Source organism: Microbulbifer sp. TYP-18 (genome assembly GCF_040932045.1).
GTDB lineage: Bacteria > Pseudomonadota > Gammaproteobacteria > Pseudomonadales > Cellvibrionaceae > Microbulbifer.
In genome coordinates this window covers 78,755-96,558 of record NZ_JBFRBC010000018.1, presented here as the reverse complement: position 1 = coordinate 96,558, position 17,804 = coordinate 78,755, and the positions used below count along the sequence as shown (strand labels likewise).

The 17,804-nt window shown below is 53.3% G+C and carries 16 protein-coding genes and 1 tRNA gene; 13 read left to right on the top strand and 4 right to left on the bottom strand.

The genetic code is table 11. The annotated features are described in order from the left end of the window. From ABVT36_RS14380 to ABVT36_RS14355, 6 genes are all read left to right on the top strand, one after another. A partial coding sequence (locus ABVT36_RS14380) for an LPD38 domain-containing protein (RefSeq protein ID WP_368457154.1) occupies nucleotides 1-2,457 on the top strand: 2,457 nt, incomplete at its 5' end. A gap of 108 nt (nucleotides 2,458-2,565) precedes the next feature. Beyond that, complete coding sequence (locus ABVT36_RS14375; protein ID WP_368457153.1) at nucleotides 2,566-5,490, top strand: RHS repeat-associated core domain-containing protein; 2,925 nt, start codon at nucleotides 2,566-2,568, stop codon at nucleotides 5,488-5,490. A 17-nt stretch (nucleotides 5,491-5,507) separates the two neighbouring features. Then, on the top strand, nucleotides 5,508-6,143 hold the full coding sequence (locus tag ABVT36_RS14370) for a DKNYY domain-containing protein (RefSeq protein ID WP_368457152.1): 636 nt from the start codon (nucleotides 5,508-5,510) through the stop codon (nucleotides 6,141-6,143). A gap of 52 nt (nucleotides 6,144-6,195) precedes the next feature. Continuing rightward, the gene (locus tag ABVT36_RS14365) at nucleotides 6,196-6,474 is read left to right on the top strand and encodes a hypothetical protein (RefSeq protein ID WP_368457151.1); all 279 of its coding nucleotides are present in this window, start codon (nucleotides 6,196-6,198) and stop codon (nucleotides 6,472-6,474) included. 49 nt (nucleotides 6,475-6,523) lie between these two features. Then, the gene (locus ABVT36_RS14360; protein WP_368457150.1) at nucleotides 6,524-6,961 is read left to right on the top strand and encodes a hypothetical protein; all 438 of its coding nucleotides are present in this window, start codon (nucleotides 6,524-6,526) and stop codon (nucleotides 6,959-6,961) included. A gap of 91 nt (nucleotides 6,962-7,052) precedes the next feature. Beyond that, nucleotides 7,053-7,559, top strand: coding sequence for a hypothetical protein (locus ABVT36_RS14355; protein WP_368457149.1), 507 nt, complete (start codon nucleotides 7,053-7,055; stop codon nucleotides 7,557-7,559). Nucleotides 7,560-7,654: 95 nt separating this feature from the next. On the opposite strand, the gene ABVT36_RS14350 is transcribed toward ABVT36_RS14355, so the two are convergent. Next, a complete protein-coding gene (locus ABVT36_RS14350) occupies nucleotides 7,655-8,158 on the bottom strand; it encodes a hypothetical protein (RefSeq protein WP_368457148.1) in 504 nt (167 codons plus the stop codon). A gap of 193 nt (nucleotides 8,159-8,351) precedes the next feature. On the opposite strand from ABVT36_RS14350, the gene ABVT36_RS14345 reads away from it, so the two are divergent. Further along, nucleotides 8,352-9,023, top strand: coding sequence for a LexA family protein (locus ABVT36_RS14345; protein ID WP_368457157.1), 672 nt, complete (start codon nucleotides 8,352-8,354; stop codon nucleotides 9,021-9,023). A gap of 370 nt (nucleotides 9,024-9,393) precedes the next feature. Here ABVT36_RS14345 and ABVT36_RS14340 read toward each other — a convergent pair whose 3' ends face one another. The 3 genes from ABVT36_RS14340 to ABVT36_RS14330 form a co-directional block, all read right to left on the bottom strand. Continuing rightward, nucleotides 9,394-9,798 (bottom strand): thermonuclease family protein, encoded by a 405-nt coding sequence (locus ABVT36_RS14340; protein ID WP_368457147.1) that lies wholly within the window; start codon nucleotides 9,796-9,798, stop codon nucleotides 9,394-9,396. Nucleotides 9,799-10,121: 323 nt separating this feature from the next. Further along, a tRNA-Arg gene (locus ABVT36_RS14335) sits at nucleotides 10,122-10,198 on the bottom strand. 195 nt (nucleotides 10,199-10,393) lie between these two features. Next, nucleotides 10,394-11,404: a tRNA dihydrouridine synthase gene (locus tag ABVT36_RS14330; protein ID WP_368457146.1), complete on the bottom strand. Its 1,011-nt coding sequence runs from the start codon at nucleotides 11,402-11,404 to the stop codon at nucleotides 10,394-10,396. A 398-nt stretch (nucleotides 11,405-11,802) separates the two neighbouring features. Between ABVT36_RS14330 and ABVT36_RS14325 the strand changes: the two genes are divergently transcribed. The 6 genes from ABVT36_RS14325 to ABVT36_RS14300 all read left to right on the top strand — a co-directional run bounded on the left by ABVT36_RS14325 (nucleotide 11,803) and on the right by ABVT36_RS14300 (nucleotide 17,715). Then, complete coding sequence (locus ABVT36_RS14325; protein ID WP_368457145.1) at nucleotides 11,803-12,039, top strand: OadG family protein; 237 nt, start codon at nucleotides 11,803-11,805, stop codon at nucleotides 12,037-12,039. 50 nt (nucleotides 12,040-12,089) lie between these two features. Next, complete coding sequence (oadA, locus tag ABVT36_RS14320; protein WP_368457144.1) at nucleotides 12,090-13,880, top strand: sodium-extruding oxaloacetate decarboxylase subunit alpha; 1,791 nt, start codon at nucleotides 12,090-12,092, stop codon at nucleotides 13,878-13,880. A gap of 12 nt (nucleotides 13,881-13,892) precedes the next feature. Continuing rightward, nucleotides 13,893-15,206: a sodium ion-translocating decarboxylase subunit beta gene (locus tag ABVT36_RS14315; RefSeq protein WP_367150008.1), complete on the top strand. Its 1,314-nt coding sequence runs from the start codon at nucleotides 13,893-13,895 to the stop codon at nucleotides 15,204-15,206. Nucleotides 15,207-15,427: 221 nt separating this feature from the next. Continuing rightward, nucleotides 15,428-16,210 (top strand): co-chaperone DjlA, encoded by a 783-nt coding sequence (gene djlA, locus ABVT36_RS14310; protein WP_368457143.1) that lies wholly within the window; start codon nucleotides 15,428-15,430, stop codon nucleotides 16,208-16,210. A 36-nt stretch (nucleotides 16,211-16,246) separates the two neighbouring features. Next, on the top strand, nucleotides 16,247-16,558 hold the full coding sequence (locus tag ABVT36_RS14305; RefSeq protein WP_368457142.1) for a BolA family protein: 312 nt from the start codon (nucleotides 16,247-16,249) through the stop codon (nucleotides 16,556-16,558). A gap of 332 nt (nucleotides 16,559-16,890) precedes the next feature. Then, entirely contained in the window at nucleotides 16,891-17,715 is an 825-nt protein-coding gene (locus tag ABVT36_RS14300; RefSeq protein WP_367150012.1) for an OmpW family protein, read from the top strand. Nucleotides 17,716-17,804 lie beyond the last annotated feature (89 nt).

Below are 17,804 nucleotides of genomic sequence, written 5' to 3'. Positions count from 1 at the left end.
CACTATGGGGCGCCCGAGTGGCGCGACGGTGTGGTGCAGTATCGGGACGATACGCAGGGACTGCTGACAATTTTTAAGGGCTTGGGGCCGGACCTGAACGCCTGGCTGGGCTGGATGGGTGGCAACCGAGCCAGGGAACTGAAGTTGCAGGGCCGCGAGAAGAATCTGTCCCAGCGGGATATTGCCGAGTTGCTGGTGTTGAACCGGGGCCGGGAGGCCAAATTCCTGGAGGCGAAGCGGGCCTATAGCGCCCTCAATAAAGCCATGCTGGATCTGGCCCAGGGTGCGGGGCTGATTGACCTGCAATCCCGCAAGCGGTGGGCGTCCGAGTGGTATATCCCTTTCTATCGTCAGGATCTGGACGGTAATGGACTGCTGGCGCCCCGCACCAAGCGCGGGCTGAGCCACCAGAGCGCCGGTATCAAAGCCCTCAAAGGGGGTGAGACGGCCACCAATGACCTGTTGCAGAACATCCTCACCAACTGGATGAAGCTGGCGGACGCCGCCATGAAGAACATGGCATTGCTGAAGACAGTGGACAACCTCAAGGACACTGAGTACCTGAGCGATGAAAGCCTAAAATACACCACCGCGATTGTGCCCAGGTCGGAGATAGTGAAGCGGATCAAGGGCGATCGCGCCTACCTGGAGATGGTGGCGGACCAGTTGGGGCTGCCGGAGGCCGGGGAACTGGAGGTGCTGCACGAGTTGAACCAGCTCGACAGCAGTGGCTTTGAGAAACTATGGGCCATCACCGCACCCACAGACCCGGAGGTGATCCGGGTGCAACGCAATGGCAAGAGTGCCTATTACCGGGTCAATGATCCGGCGCTGCTGCGGGGTATGGCGCACCTCTCCAGTGATGGTCTCAACTGGCTGCCGATGCGTGCCGCCCGCTGGTTCAAACGCCTGCTGACTACCGGTGTGACCAGCAGCCCGGGCTTTATGTTGCGAAACCTGGTGCGCGATACGGCGCACGCCTGGGCCATTAATAAAGACGGCTTTACGTTCGGTAAGGACACCTTAAAAGGTATCAGCGCCGCCTATGCCGAGGACGAGCACTACCGCGAGCTGATGTTTACCAACGCTTCCTTCCAGGGCGGTTACGTGCATGGCGCGGACCCGCAGGCCACGGCTCAATTGATCCGCCGCACCCTGGCGAAAAAGGGACTTTCCCGCGCCGAGATCGACAACCATATGGACAGCGTGATTGGTGTCGGGGAGTTCGGCTGGGCCAAGATTCAGAATGTCTGGCAGAAGTATCGTGAGCTGGGCGACAAGCTGGAGAACGCCAATCGCTTAGCCACCTACAAGGCGGCCCTGAAGGCGGGCAAGTCCAAGGCACAGGCCGCCTTCGAGGCCAAGGACTTGATGGATTACTCGCTGCGCGGCAATTGGGCAGCGATGAATGTGCTGACGGATGTGGTGCCCTTCCTGAATGCCCGTCTGCAGGGTTTGTCAAAACTGGTGCGCGCCGCCGACTTGAAAGGGGAGGGGCATAAACCCTGGACCTGGCGGGCCGACCCACTGGTTGTCAAAGCGGTGGCCAAGATCGCCATGTTCTCGGCAGTGCTGGCACTCTTGAATGGTGACGATGAGCGCTACCAGGCGCTGCCGGATTGGGAGAAAGACGCATACTGGCACTTCTTTGTGGGTGAACATCACTTCCGCCTGCCGAAACCTTTTGAAATCGGCATTATCGCCGGCACCATTCCTGAACGCATGATGCACACCTGGATACTGGACAATCAGCCCAGTGAAAAATTGTTGTGGAGCATGAAGCACGGGGCGGTGGATACGCTGGCCTTCAACCCGATACCGCAGGCGGTGCTGCCGATGGCGGAGTTGTATGCCAATCGCTCCTTTCACTTCGACAAGCCCATTGAATCCCTGGGAGATCAGCGCAAGCTGCCCCAAAACCGGCACAACAGCTTTACCAGCGATACCATGGTGTCCCTGGCGCAGTTGGTGGGCTGGTCCCCAAAGCAGATGGAGCACTTCTGGAAGGGCTATACCGGGACCATGGGCGCTTATGCGCTATCGGCCACCGATATGCTGGTGGCCTGGGCACAGGATAAGCCCAATCAAGGCGAATTTCTGGCTACCGATATTCCGGTACTTAAAAGTTTTTACCGTGGCACCAAGCCACATTACAGCACCCAGTATACCGACGACCTTTATAAGCGGATGCAGGAAGTGAACCAGCTGGCAGCAAGCCTCAAGGATCTAAGAGGACAAGAGAGAGCAGAGTTTGTGACAGAGCACCGCAACAAATTGTCTCAGCGCCGTACACTCAACCAAGCAAGTCGGCACCTTAGTGAATTACGCAAGCGGCGCGAACGTATTTTAGTCGAAGATATTCCACGTAAGGCTAAGCAACTAAAGCTGGATGCGATTCAAAAACGGATCAATGCCATGGCAGCAAAAGCATCGCAGAGTACCGAAGCCGCTTTTTAGAGGTTGATCATATCGACTTGTCATGCCATCCATTGTTACAGTTAAAAAAGAACTAGAGAACAAGTTTTTATTGACCGCTAATTACAAAAAGAATCTAAGGGGATCATGATGCGTTATACCCAATCCGTCCTTGCGGGGGCGCTGAGCCTGCTGGTGAGCCATGGCACCAGCGCGGCCGTCACGCAAAAGAACTGGTCCTATACCTACACCGCAGCGGGCAAGATGGAGACCGCCAACGGTCCGCGCACCGATGTTTCCGACATCACCACCTACGGCTATGACGCCAACAACCGTCTCACCAGCACCACCAATGCCCTGGGGCATGTGGAGTCGGTGCTTGAGTATGACGCCGCTGGCCGGCCTCTCAGAGTACAGGATGCTAATGGCCTGCAGATTCATTTCGCCTATACCCCCCGCGGCTGGCTGAAAACCGCCACGGCCAAGGCGACTGCTGGTGATCGGGTGACCAGCTACACCTACGATGCCGTGGGCCAGGTCACCAATATCGCCTACCCGGATGGCTCCGACATCAGTTTTGAATACGACGACGCCCGCCGTCTCACCGCAGTGGAGAATGCCCTGGGCGAGCGGATGGAATATACGTTGGATGCCGCCGGCAATGTACTGCAGGAAAAGATTTATGCCGCCGACGGCACCACCCTGGTGCGCTCCGTCAGCCGCAGCTACGACGAGCTGAGCCGCCTGATCGATGTGGATGGCAACAACGGCCAGAACACCTCCATCGCCTACGACAAGAATGGCGACCGCACCTCCGCCACCGACGGCAACCAGAACACCACCGGAGAGACCCGGGATGCCCTGGGCCGGGTCAAGAGTGTCACCGATGCCAATACCAACCAGATCCAATATACCTATGACACTGCCGACCGTATCACCTCGGTCACCGACCAGCGCGGCAACACCACCAGCTATGAGTACGACTTCCTCGGCAATCTCACCAAACTCACCAGCCCCGATACCGGTATTACCAGCTACGACCACGATCCCGTCGGCAACCTCATCACCCGCACCGATGCGCGGGGTATAGTTTCCAATTACAGCTACGATGCCCTCAACCGCCTCACTGCCATCACCTATCCCGGCAGCACCGCCGAGAATGCGACTTATAGCTACGACAATACCGATAACAACAACAAGGGGGTGGGCCGCCTGACCGGCTTCGGCAACGATGCCGGCGCTACCGCCCTGATCTATGACGACCTAGGCCGTATCACCCGGCAGGATGACACCATCGCCAGCTGGAGTTTTAGCACCCAGTACGGCTATGACGCTCTGGGGCGTGTCGCCAGTATCACCTATCCCTCCGGCCGTATTGTCAGCTACAGCCGCGACACCTTGGGCCGTATCAGCGCCATCACCAGTCAGGACAATGCCCAGGCCACTGCCCAGACCCTGGTCAGCAATATCCAGTACCAGCCCTATGGCGGTATCTCTTCCATGGACTATGGCAACGGCATCACCCAGAGCTATAGCTACGACCTGGACGGCCGGCTGGAGACCGTCACCGCCAGCGGTATCGGCAATGTCCGCTCCGACTTCTACACCTATGACCTGGCCAACAACATCACCGGCATCGCCGACAGCCTCGACACCAACAAAGACAGGGCCTTTGTCTACGACAACCTGAACCGCCTCACCGGCGAAGGCTATATCGCCGGCCAGAACGACTACCAGTACGATGCAGTGGGCAACCGCACCCAAAAGGACGCCACTGACACTGGCGGTACCCCGAGCACCACAACCTACAGCCACGAGCCCACCTCCAATCGTATAACGCAAAGAGATAGTCAACCCTGGGTGACCGATGCCGCTGGCAACACCACCAGTGTGGACGGGGGACAGCAGCAGTACAGCTACAACCACGCCAACCGACTCAAAACCTATACCGAAAACAGCACACTTCAGGGTACCTATTACTACAACGCCATTGGCCAACGCGTGCGCACGGACAAAGCTGAAGACACGTTGTTGCACTATGGCTTGGGTGGACAGTACCTGGGCGAAACCAGGTACACCAGCAATGGCACTGACATCCAGAGCCGGATTGACTACATCTACCTGGACAACATTCCCGTCGCACAGATTAAAGTTGTCTACGACGAAGGGCAGATACAGAGCACTACACTGACCTATTTGCACACCGACCACCTCAATACCCCTCGTATCGGCACCAACAGCAGCGAAGCCATTGTCTGGCGCTGGGACAGTGATGCCTTTGGGCGGTTGACACCGGACACCGACCCGGACAACGATACCAATCCGACCACGGTCAACCTGCGTTTTCCAGGACAGATCAAGGGAGGGGAAGCACCGTACTATTACAACTATTTTAGGGACTACGATCCCACCACAGGAAGGTACCTCCAAAGTGATCCCATTGGCTTGAATGGTGGAATAAATAGTTATGGGTATGTAAATGGTAATCCCATAAAAATGTTTGATCCTCTAGGCTTGTGTGCATGCAATAATCCCGGAGAGAATTTCAACACGGCAAGCCAAAGTATCGCGGATTCGCACGTAAATCCACCTACTGCTTGCGTTACTGCTGCCCGAGACGCGTATAGGAACTTGTTTTCGAATAATAGTATTGGGACAGGTCAGCCATTCACGAATCCGCCATTGTTTACTACTCATCAAAGGTTGATGAATCAAATGCTTGAGTTAGGATTGGTTGGGCCACAGTCACAATTCACTTTTAATGGTTCAAAGTGGACTCCTGTGGAGAATGCAACGACTCTAACTCAAAATGTTGCTCAAACTATTGAGAATAGCGGGCCTGGGGTTTATTCTCTGGGAGTGGCGAATGGTGTTCACGTACAAACGCTGGTATACAACGGTAACTCATTTGTTCTTTATGATCAGGGGACTGGCTGGAATGGAACTTTTTCGTCTAATGATGCATTTAACTCACACATCTTATCGATGACTCAGAAGCTTAACCCAACATTTGCGAAGGATGGTTGGAGTGCAGTTTTGAATATGCATCAGCTCTGCCTGTGTAACATCCCGTAAATTTTTTGGAGTGAAAAATGGTAGCCAAGCTAATTCTGATAGCTGCTCTTTTTTCATCGGTCTATGCTATCGGTGAAACAGTAGGAAGCGAATATATTGAGGTTAGCCCCTATCGTCCCGTAAGAGATAATTTATATGATCGGGGCGCAGAGCTTTATTTTAAATCTGCTCGTGCTGCTATCGGTAAAAAGGTCGGCGATCCTGTTTTACATGAAGATATATATATAAAACGTTTCGGATTTGAAGATTCTGATAAAAAAAAGCTTGATGAGCGTCTGGCTGACGTAGTAGACCCAGAAACTTGGAAAAGAATTAACACTGTATTTTATCGAGATAAAAAGAATCTTTATTGTTTTCACTCGGATACTGGCGGCGGATATTTAGTTTACTTAGAAACTATATCTCCTAACAATTTGGTATTTTATACTGAAGATGGAAAGAAATCTATAGAGGAAATTAGGGCTACTAGAAAACAAGCTTCTCAAAGTTCTAGAGGTTGTGATACTAAAGATTATTTTTATTCAACAGATGGTGCGAATGTATATTACTTATGTAGTGTGGTGGATGGAGCAGATCCAGATTCATTTGAACTTATCAAAAGCTATGCAGCAAAAGATAAGTTCTCTAACTATTTTAATGGAGTAAAAGAATAGCATTTCATTGAATATTTAATTGCTCTTACATAAAGTATGAAATGTTATCAGCTTGAAAGTCACTGTTTCAACAGACTATGGAATAGTTATTAGGAAGGCCGCCCTAAAAGAAAAGGATATTGAAGCCTCAAAGGTCTTTGATGTTATGGAAACAACTGAACCACTTGGAGAAAATGACCATCTGATATCATTTGGTCCACATTTTGGCCGTGAAACCTCTGATGAGCTTTCAAAAAGACTGGACTCTCTTGGATTGTTCTGCATGCGGGATTATTTTGTATTCCATGGAGATTTCCCAAGCTGGGCCAACTTTACCCTAAAAGGTAAATAATAGAGTTTTCTCCAAAACGGAAAGTGGGCATAGTCAATGGTAGTGAAATATGAAAAACTTGTTTAAAATAATATTCATATGTTTATTGGCAGTTTCTTCTAGTGCATTATCGCTTGATGAGGTGAAATGTTTAAGTGTCGAAGATGTTAAGATTTTACCCTTTCGAGGGGAGAAGGTTGATGATGATACATATAACTATTTTGTTTCTGCAGGTTACAAAGCTTTAAGCTGTCTAATTTCTCAAGTCTCGAACACCAAAAAAATGAGTGATCCTCGTAAAGCTCCACCCTATGAAGGTATACGCGTAGGAGATGTGGCGTTTTTTATTATCTCTGATATTCTACAAAAACCAATAAATGAACTTATAAACGATAGATCCTTTAAGGAAGAATTTTCTAAGAATGGCGTGTACGCCTACTTTGATTACGTCAATAAGGGAAAAAATAGAGTTTTATTGCAAAGCAGTTTATCGAAACATCATTTATAGAAAGGTGATTGATGATTAGTTGAGATTCATTTTTTAATGTTCATCAGATTTGCTCGCGTAATAGGTCGTAAAGTTTTTATAGTGGAACATGATGGCTAAAATTATTCTGTTAATTACTCTTTTTTCATCGGTCTACGCTATCGGTGAAACAGTAGGAAACGAATATAATGAGGGTAGTCCATATCGTTTGAGCTATGCAGACGAAACTGACAGAGAAAGCTCTGCCAATAAAGTTGTAGAGAATGCAGTTGGTAGAATAATTCTCACCGCAGATGCTTATAGCCGATATGATTATTCTGAAACTAACCCGTTTGGTGTCGCAAAAGCATTCATTATGTTTCGGGATATTTATGAACAAGAAATTAGGCAGTTGGCCCCGCGGTTGAGGACTGATTTCATATGGTCAGTTATGTGGCATTTGGATCTTGCCGGGGGATATTTGACTGAGTTTATTGAAATAATTTCCGAGGATGATACCAGTTTTTTTGAGAATAAGCTAAAGCGTTATATTGCTATTGAAGAAAAATTGCTTCGTCATAGAACTAAACTAACAAAATCTAAAATTATTCTACATGGATTAATGAACGCAAATAAATAGTGAGTTTGGTTAATAGTATTAAACCTCCATATACCCAATGATGAGTAGATGGTTTCAATCTAATCTTGTAGGGCTAATTGTACTGGCTGATTTCGTCACCAGTAAGACCAGTAAGCGTGGATTAATTTAGAAACCATGTCGTCCATGATCTGCTTAATATTCCAGCCGAAGTTTTGATGCGCAGCATCGTAGTCGTATTTGTAGGTTCCGATTACGGTGTTGTTTTCGCGGTCCCTTAGTATCGCGTGCCATATAATCCGGTATGGATAACCACCCCGCTTATAGCTTACGGTCAGCTCATAGGGGGCTTGGGAAGCGGAGACATTTTCAAAAGTTGTTAAGGTGTTCCTGTCGATAATGGTTTGACTCATTGCTGATTCACCTGACGACAGATCAACCTCTAAACCTTCAGCTTCCAATAGAACCTGTAATTCTAATGCAAGGAGGTCGGGGTCATTGGCCATATTCAAGAAGAGAGTATTTGACTTCGGAAGGGCTAAATCTGGCCCAAAAGTAACCACAGGTGATGCCACACAAGCAGCTAGGACTAGAGTGACCGGCAAGAACGCCAAAAGCTTTAGCTTCGCGATACGGTTCATGTAAAAAGCTCCCTTTGTTATCTAGTCTATTGTCTACACAGTGCACCAACTAGAACAAGCTTGGTTAGGTACAGATAAGATGAAAAGCGCGCTATTGTTTTTAAACGATGGTGCCAAGTTCTTGCGTATCAACTGAAACGGGCGCGGGTGGTCAGATCTCGCCAACTTGACCAATTGGCAATTTTTGCTCAGAATGCTGTATATGTATACAGTTATTCCAGTTCCCCTTTTGGCTGTCGCCGTTTCGGCAGGTTTCCCATCGCCAGCAGCGGCTTACTCTGAAAAACCACTAATCATCGATGACTGGCTCTGGCCCCAGCGGGTCAGTTGCCAACTCGTGCCGGTTGGTACCAACGGCCGAACCTACCTCATTCTTGATCAATCTCTGCGTCCTATAGTAGGGGACCAAATTTGGTTTACTGAAGCGGATGAATTGCGGTCCTGGCCCTGTGAGCCGTTACCAGAGTTGGGCATGGGCATAGTAGTGTCGGCTACTGTCAGGCTATACCGGCGTCGTGCAGACCCTGGACCTACACCAGAGTCCATACATGACTGGCTTGTCCGGCGACCTTACGCCACCTACCTGGTGAGGGCCGAAGGCCGGTCGATGGTTGGTCATGGAATCCATCACGGTAGTTTGTTGGTGGTTGACCGTAGTTGTGACCTGCATGACGGTGATATTGTCATCGCGGGTTCTGCTGATGGCTTTTTGGTCAAACAGTATCGTGCCAACCCGGCCCGCCTAGTATCTGGCAACCCGGAATACCTCGATATCGTTCTGCAGAGCGCTCCGCAGTACGACCTGGATGGTGTTGTGATAGCCAGCCTGACGCACCACAGGAGGCAAGCGGAGCGGAGGAAGTAGTGGTCGGCAAATTGGCATTGACCTCAATGCTGGCCGTAAACCCACTCCCTGGTGGAGGTGTCAGGAACGTAGTCCCTATGCGTGTCACCCTTCACACTGCCTGAGTAGATACATAGCAGACGCCACGCGCCATAGTCGATTGATGTCAGCCCGTCGAGGTAGGGGGTGAAGCTGTATACACCCACCAGCTGCGCCGCTTGTCTAGGGGTGAGGCTTGCTTTGCATAACTCAGCTGCTACCTCTTCCGCGGTTGGCGTCAGCCATCCTTCTCGGTATCGCTGGTAAATTTCGGGTCGCGCTAGATCCGTGTCGGAGGTAGGGGTTGATGTGTTCATTTTTTGTCCTCCATTGGTGGCACCAATCAGCTGGGCTATTGGCTACACCAGTTCCGTCTCTTGCCCCCATGATACTCATACCCAAGGTTGGCGCCTATGAGTAGCTGATCTAGCCGCTTACCATCTACCCATACTTCGGCTAATAACCTGAAATACTTGTCCCGCTCTATCTCCTCAAGGCGTACTTCCTGGGCACCACGGAGCAGGGTGACGGCGAATTGCTTGGCCTTTCGTGCCAGTTCCTTTTCAGCTTGGCACTTGCCCCGCAACTCCGGGGTGTCTACCCCTTTGACTCTGACGCCGATACGCTTGCCGACTATATCGGGCCATCCTGGGACATTGGCGGTGAAGGAGTCACCGTCATAGATGGAGACTACCTCTACGGGGCGCGCAAAGGCAAAGGAGGGGAGGAGAATTAAGACAAGAAAAATTCCTTTCATTTTCCTTAATGGCGAATGGATTTTTAGAAGTGAAACTTCAGTGATTTTTTGTGAGCATCAATGGATTTATTGATACTGTATTATTATACAGTTTTTAGGTGATCGGCCTTTTATTTTGCACCACATTTTGCACCATAACTAAAAAAGGCTTACATCTGTTGATGTAAGCCCTTGATTTTACTGGCGCGCTCGGGAGGATTCGAACCTCCGACCGCCTGGTTCGTAGGCCCACATAATTCCTAATGGAATCAATGAGTTAGGCTGATATTTTGCACCATAACTAAAAAAGGCTTACATCTGTTGATGTAAGCCCTTGATTTTACTGGCGCGCTCGGGAGGATTCGAACCTCCGACCGCCTGGTTCGTAGCCAGGTACTCTATCCAGCTGAGCTACGAGCGCGTGGTTGCGGACTATAGTGAGTCAACCTTGTGGAGTCAACTCCTTTTTAAGCTTTTTTCGAAAAAAATCCTTAAAAATCCGTAAGTTAGCCAGCTCAAGAAGTTTGGTTGGAACGCCGCTTCAACTGGTTAGGGCGCGCATTCTGCCCCGGAGTGGGCGGTTTTGCAAGTGCTTTTTGCGGGGGCCGGTGGGCCTTCAGGCGGCTTCTGATACCCGCTCCGCGGTTGCTCTTTCAAGTTCGCTTTCAAAGCAGTGTTCAAGGATATGGGGGTCCCGGTGGCGCTTGATAAGGTCGAAGAAGGCTTGGGCCTCCGGATAGGTGAGCTTCAGGTAGGCGAGCCACTGTTTGACCCGGTTACCCAGATGCTGGGCGGGGTAGAGTTCGCAGGTGGTGAGGTAGTAGTTCTGCAGTATTGCCACCGTTGCCGCCCAGTCCATGGGCGGCGATTTGGTGCCGGCACACAGGGCTTTGACTTGCAGGCCGAGGTCGGGACGCGCCAACAGGCTGCGCCCAAACATAAAGGCGTCACATCCGGTGATCTCCCGGCAGCGGCGAAACTCATCGGTTGTCCAGATATCGCCATTGGCAATCACTCGCAGGCTGACTTGCTGCCGAATCTCACCGATATACTCCCAGTATGCGGGGGGGCGGTAGCCATCGACTTTGGAGCGGGCGTGCACGGCCAATTCACCGGCCCCGCCGGCTTCGGCAGCGCGGGCGTTGTCCAGATAGCTGGATCTGTCCCGATAGCCCAGGCGGATCTTGGCGGAAACAGGAATATGTTCCGGGGTGGCCCGCCGTACGGCGGCGACGATGGCCTCGACTCTCTGAGGGCTCTGTAACAGACAGGCGCCGCCATCACTGTTGTTGACTGACTTGGCGGGGCAGCCGAAGTTCAGATCGATGGCGCGCGCACCGGCTTCTACCGCCACGGCGGCATTGTAGGCCATCGCCTGGGGATTGCCGCCCAACAGCTGCAGCCGTACCGGTACGCCGCTGGGCGTTGTGGCCTGGTGTTCCAGTTCGGGGCAGCGGCGGATAAACACCCTTCGGGGCAGCTTGGTCTGGGTCACCCGTACGAACTCAGTGACACAGACATCGATTCCACCAATGGCCGATAGCAGAGCACGTAGATGGTGGTCTATGACCCCTTCCATGGGGGCCTGGTATATCCTCGGTGGCAATATTTCAGTCTGTATGCTCATCTTGGGCCGCTGAGGGAACATCTGGGCGGCGCATTGTAGCAATAGGGGCCTTCTACCTGAACCAGTGCATCAGTCTCTGAAGAGCCTGCTCGGGAGCTTGAAACCGGGCCTGCCGATTGGCTTGCTGTAGGCCGTGTAGGGATTGCACCTGACTGGGCGCCAGTGTTGACCGGGTGCTTCCATGGTTGCGAGTGAAACTAATAAGTGTTTGATTTTAAAGGAATCCTGTACTGATAATAGCCGCGGCCAGGGCGACTTGGGGATAGGGAGCCCTCCCCGGAGTGAGCCGGTGTTGGCGCTCAGTGGCTCAGCTACGGGCTGTTGCGAGTGACCTATTGCGAGTGATAATGATGTCCATCTCAGCGACCGGCCAGATGGCCTGATACAAGGGGAATAAGGTGGAAGACTCGCTGCTACAGCAGGGGCTGGACATCACACTGTTCGGCATGGGGATCGTTTTTTCTTTTCTACTGGTGTTAGTGATTGCCACGGGCTTTATGTCCCGCATCGTTACGCGCAGTTTTCCCGAACCGGAAGACGCGCCCCCCCTGTCAAACCCGCAGAGTGATTCCGATCGACTGAAGGCCATTGCCAGGGCTGCTATCGAGCAGCATCGCAACCGCAACAAGCGCTAGATGGGGTATTGCGCTGCATAAGTTGAAGAATTTGCCGAGAGAGACAATTCATGACTGAGGTTAACAAGCCGCTGGGAATTACCGATGTGGTCTTGCGCGACGCGCACCAGTCACTTTTCGCCACTCGCATGCGCCTGGACGATATGCTGCCGATTGCGGAAAAACTGGACCAAGTGGGGTTCTGGTCGCTGGAATCCTGGGGAGGGGCCACTTTTGACGCATGTATTCGCTTTTTGGGTGAAGACCCGTGGGAGCGTATTCGGGAGCTGAAAAAGGCGATGCCGAACACCCCGCAGCAGATGCTGTTTCGCGGACAGAATATTCTTGGTTATCGCCATTACGCCGATGATGTGGTGGATAAGTTTGTCGAACGCGCGGCGGTAAACGGTGTCGATGTGTTCCGTATTTTCGACGCCATGAACGATATGCGTAATTTGCAGATTGCGCTCAGTGCGGTGAAAAAGCAGGGCAAGCACGCCCAGGGCACCATTTCCTATACGGTAAGCCCGGTGCACACTCTGGATTTGTGGGTGGATCTGGGCCGGCAATTGGAGGATATGGGAGCCGATTCCATCGCGATTAAGGACATGGCGGGGTTGCTGCGCCCCTATGAGGGCTATCAACTGGTGAAGCGGTTGAAGGCGGCGGTGCATATCCCGATTCATATGCAGTGCCACGCTACCACCGGTCTCTCCACGGCCACGGCACTGAAGTGTGTGGAGGCGGGAATCGACAATGTGGATACCGCTATTTCTTCCATGTCCATGACCTATGGCCACAGCCCTACCGAAACGCTGGTGGCGATTCTGGAGGGCACTGATCGCGACACCGGGCTGAATATCGAGCTGTTGGGGGAGATTGCGGATTATTTTCGCGAGGTGCGGAAGAAATACGCTAAGTTCGAGGGTTCGCTGCGCGGGGTGGACTCCCGTATCCTGGTGGCCCAGGTACCGGGCGGCATGCTCACCAATATGGAAAACCAGCTGCGGGAGCAGGGGGCGGAGGATCGCTTCGACGAGGTGCTGGAGGAGATTCCACGGGTGCGCAAAGACCTGGGTTATATACCCCTGGTTACACCCACGTCGCAGATCGTCGGCACCCAGGCGGTGCTGAACATACTCACAGGTGAGCGCTACAAGTCTATTTCCCGGGAAACGTCGGCAGTTTTGAAAGGGGAGTATGGGGCCACACCGGCTGAGGTTAACCAGGAGTTGCAGGCCCGGGTCCTCGACGGGGGAGAAGCAGTTACCTGCCGTCCTGCAGATCTGCTGGCACCTGAGCTCGACAAGCTGCAGGAGGAGCTGCTTGGCAAGGCGGAACAAGAGGGTATAGCACTGACGGATGGCGAAGGCGAAATCGACGACGTGTTGACCTATGCGCTGTTTCCGCAGATTGGCCTCAAGTTTCTCAAAAATCGGGGCAGGCCGGAGGCTTTTGAGCCGGTGCCAACGGGCGCGGATACGGCGCCGGCAGTGACCAACGAAAAGGGTGAGGGTGTTTACACGGTAACCGTTGAAGGGCAGGCCTATACGGTAACGGTGGCCGATGGCGGTGATGTGACCGGGATGGTGCCGGTTTCCCCTGGTGTAGCTGCAAACGGTGGCGACGACAGGCCCGTGACGAGCGCCGACCACACGGTATCCGCGCCGCTGGCCGGCAACATTTTCAAGGTATTGGTAAAGCCAGGTGATCAGGTGGCCGAAGGTGAAGTCATCATTGTATTGGAGGCGATGAAGATGGAAACGGCCATCAGTGCGCCGCGCTCCGGTGGTGTGAGCAATGTGGCAGTCAAAGAGGGCGATTCGGTGGCGGTGGGTGATGCCCTGCTGTCCATCGCCTGACCGGGGAAGATTGTGGACAACTTGCTAAATCTCTGGCTGTCTTCCGGCGTCGCGCAGATATCGTTTGGGCAGCTCGCTATGATCCTGGTGGGCCTGCTGCTGCTGTTTCTGGCAATCCGCAAGAATTTTGAGCCGCTGTTGCTGGTACCCATAGGGTTCGGCGGCATTCTCGCCAATATACCCGGGGCCAATCTGGCGCTGCCTGCGGCGGAAGCGGCACTGCTGTCCGGCGACAACGGTGTTTTGTTGCAGCTGACACAACTTCTGGGCCCGGAACATCTGGTTTCGCTCCAGGATTTGAAGCAGGCGCTGGCCGATGCTCCGGCGTCGGTGCAGGCACAGGCGGCACAGATTGCCCGGGACGCGGGCTTCAATAACGGCATGCTATACAATTTTTACTCCGTTGCGATTGCCTCGGGGGTAGCGCCGTTGGTGATTTTTATGGGGGTGGGCGCGATGACAGATTTCGGTCCGCTACTGGCCAATCCCCGCACGCTGTTTTTGGGGGCGGCGGCGCAGTTTGGGATTTTTGCCACGGTCCTGGGTGCGGTGGCTATGTCCGCCACGGGCATAGTGGATTTTTCCATCGCGGATGCGGCGGCTATCGGTATTATTGGGGGGGCCGATGGCCCTACGGCAATCTACGTGTCCAGCCTGCTGGCGCCGGACCTGCTCGGTGCCATTGCGGTTGCGGCCTATTCCTATATGGCGCTGGTGCCGCTGATTCAGCCGCCCATAGTGCGCGCGCTGACAACGCCAGCGGAGCGCAAAATCGAAATGGTGCAATTGCGCCATGTGAGCAAGCGGGAAAAGATAACTTTTCCGCTACTGCTGCTGATTCTGGTGGCTCTTTTCCTTCCGGATGCGGCGCCCCTGCTGGGCATGTTCTGTTTTGGGAACCTGATGCGGGAGTGTGGCGTGGTGTCGCGCCTGTCGGATACTGCGCAGAATGCACTGATCAATATCACTACGATTTTTCTCGGCCTATCGGTGGGCTCCAAGCTGGCGGCGGACAAGTTTCTGGACCCGAAGACGCTGGGCATTCTGGCCTTGGGGATAGTGGCTTTTGCGATCGGTACCGCCGCAGGCGTGTTGATGGCCAAGCTTTTGAATCTGGTCAGCAAAAACAAGGTGAATCCACTGATTGGTTCCGCCGGCGTGTCCGCAGTGCCTATGGCGGCGCGGGTGTCCAACAGGTTGGGGCTGGAGGCCAATCCGCAGAATTTCCTCCTGATGCACGCTATGGGGCCCAATGTCGCCGGTGTGATTGGATCAGCAGTCGCTGCGGGGGTGATGATCACCATGGTGCGCGCCATGGGTGGCTGACAGAGTAGAGTGGGCTGGCAGCGGGGGCCTTCTCCCTATGCCGTCGACTGGACAGAACTGAGGTCACCCGGCCTAGCTGCTGCCAGTGTTGGCCCCGTCTGGGACGAAACTGCGACGATTCCATCCGACTGTCTGGCCACCTGCTGGATTGTGGCGGATGCGTGCTATGATAGGCGCCTTTTTGTTCTGTCGGGCGTTCACGCACGCCCATGGGAGAGAGTATGTCCTGGTTGGGTGCGGGCATTGGCGCTGGAATAGGCCTGGTGTTTGGCGGGCCTATCGGCGCGGCCCTGGGTGCCTGGATAGGCGGTTCATTTGGCTCGGGCGTGAAGCGTGTGACCGCTGGTGCCGGGCAGCTGGGCCGGGATGGCGCCCAGACGGTTTTCATCGTTACCCTGTTTTCCATGCTGGCGAAGATGGCCAAGGCGGACGGGCAGGTCTCTACGGCTGAGATCCAGCTGATCGAGCGTTTTATCCAGGATAACCTGCGTTTGAGCGCCGAGGATCGCAAGCAGGCGATCAAGATTTTTGACAACGCCAAAAACGACTCCTTCAGCATCTACGAGTATGCACAGCAGTATCACCAGCTGGTGCGCAATCAGGGTATGCGGGAGATGGTCTACCGCCTGTTGTTTGCGGTGGCCTATGCGGACGGCACCCTGCATGCCAGCGAGGAGGCTATTCTACGCCGTCTTCCATCCTATCTGGGGCTGAGCGAATCCCTGTTTGCCGCCATGCAGGCGGAATTCGACCGGCGCGCCCCGGCGGCGGCCGGCAGTCTGCAGCAACACTACGACGTTCTGGGCTGCAGTCCGGACACCAGCGATCGCGATTTGAAGCTCGCCTACCGGCGCAAAGCGGCTGAATTTCACCCGGACAAGATCGCCGCCAAGGGCCTGCCGGAAGAATTTATGCGCTATGCAGAAGACCAGATGAAGAGTATCACGGTGGCGTATGACACCATCGTGGAGGCGCGCAAGCGCAGTGTCGAAGTCACGTCCTGATCGCCTTCAGGCGGTTGAGACGGGGAGTGTCCTTAAATGAGCCAGGCCGAACAGATAGAAGAGAAGTTGGTTGCCGCTTTTGCACCACAGCACATTGAGGTGCAATGCGAAAGCCATATGCACAATGTTCCGGCGGGGTCGGAGATGCATTTTCGCGTGGTACTGGTGAGCGAGACTTTTGCCGGGGTGCGCAAAGTCAAGCGCCACCAGCTGGTATATGCGGCCTTGGCAGCGGAGATGGAGACTTTTGTCCATGCCCTGGCGCTGCATCTATATAGCCCCGAGGAGTGGGGGGGAGAGGCGCCACTGAGCCCGCAGTGCCTGGGCGGGGAAAAAGGGCAAAAATAAACGCCGTATCCTCCCGCCATCGGACTTGTTTTGCCGCCGGAATTTAGCGCGGCTTTCACCATTAAAAAGCTGTTTTCGCCGGTGTTATCAGGTTGCTGGCGGCTGCTTTAATTTCTTCGTCGGTTTTTTCCCTCTTTGGAAATTCCACTGATTACTCTATCCAAAGATTATTCCGCCATAAAAAGAATTTACACGTCAATTTTACGCTGATCTTCCAATTTACAGCTTTATTTTTGGGTGTTTTTTCTACAGCCGTTTTTTTTCCTGTCTAGACTGAAGGTTGATTGGGTTAATTGCTGTTCAATTTGCCGAATATCAATGGAGTTTTTTCTATGAAAATGACGCGCATTCTAACACCCCTGGCACTGGCTGTATCCGCTACGCTCGGAACACAGCAGGTGCTGGCGGGACCTTCCGGCTATGAGCCAGTCGGTCCGCCGAAGCTGTACCATGCCGGTACTGCGGTGGTCCGCTTGGGTGGTAGCTATGTGGATCCAGACAACACCAACGCAAGCCTGAGAAATCCGGATATTTTTCCGGAGTTCGTTGTGGATGGCCGGCGCGGGTTTGACTTCGACTTGGACTCCGAGTGGTCCTGGCAGTTCAGCGCTATGTTCATGCCATTTGACCACTTTAGCGTCGAGTATATGTATGTTGGTGAATCCAGCCATGATACCGACATTCGAGTGGACAATTTTGTAAACGACGGCTTCCGCCGCAATTTCCGCTTGAATGATTTGGATCGCACCACCAACGTGTTGACGGTGAACTGGTTCCCGGTATGTCCGGAGTCCTGGGTTCAACCCTATGTGGGTATCGGAACCCATTACACGGACTTCGACAGTGTCCGGGTCAGAGAGCCTGTCAACGAAGCGCTGGCTGTTGTGGGCGACGCTGTCGGCCCCGCACGCTTGAGTGTGGGCAGCAGCTGGGGCTGGGTCGGCCAGGTAGGGATTGACATCCTATTTGGGCGCGACAGCAACTGGCTGGTGAATGCGTCCGCAATATACCTCGATATGGATCTGACGGCGGATCTGGACTATGCGGTCCGCGGTTTGACCAACGATGACGAGGAGCGTCTGTTTTACAACTCGGTAAGGACCAAGTTTGATCCGGACCCCTGGTTGTGGAACATAGGCATCGGCTATAAGTTTTAACGCTTAGCCACCGATGAAAAAAGGCGCTGTGGCGCCTTTTTTCATGTTTGGTGGTTGTTGCCATAGGAGAAGAAAGCGGGGCTATGCCC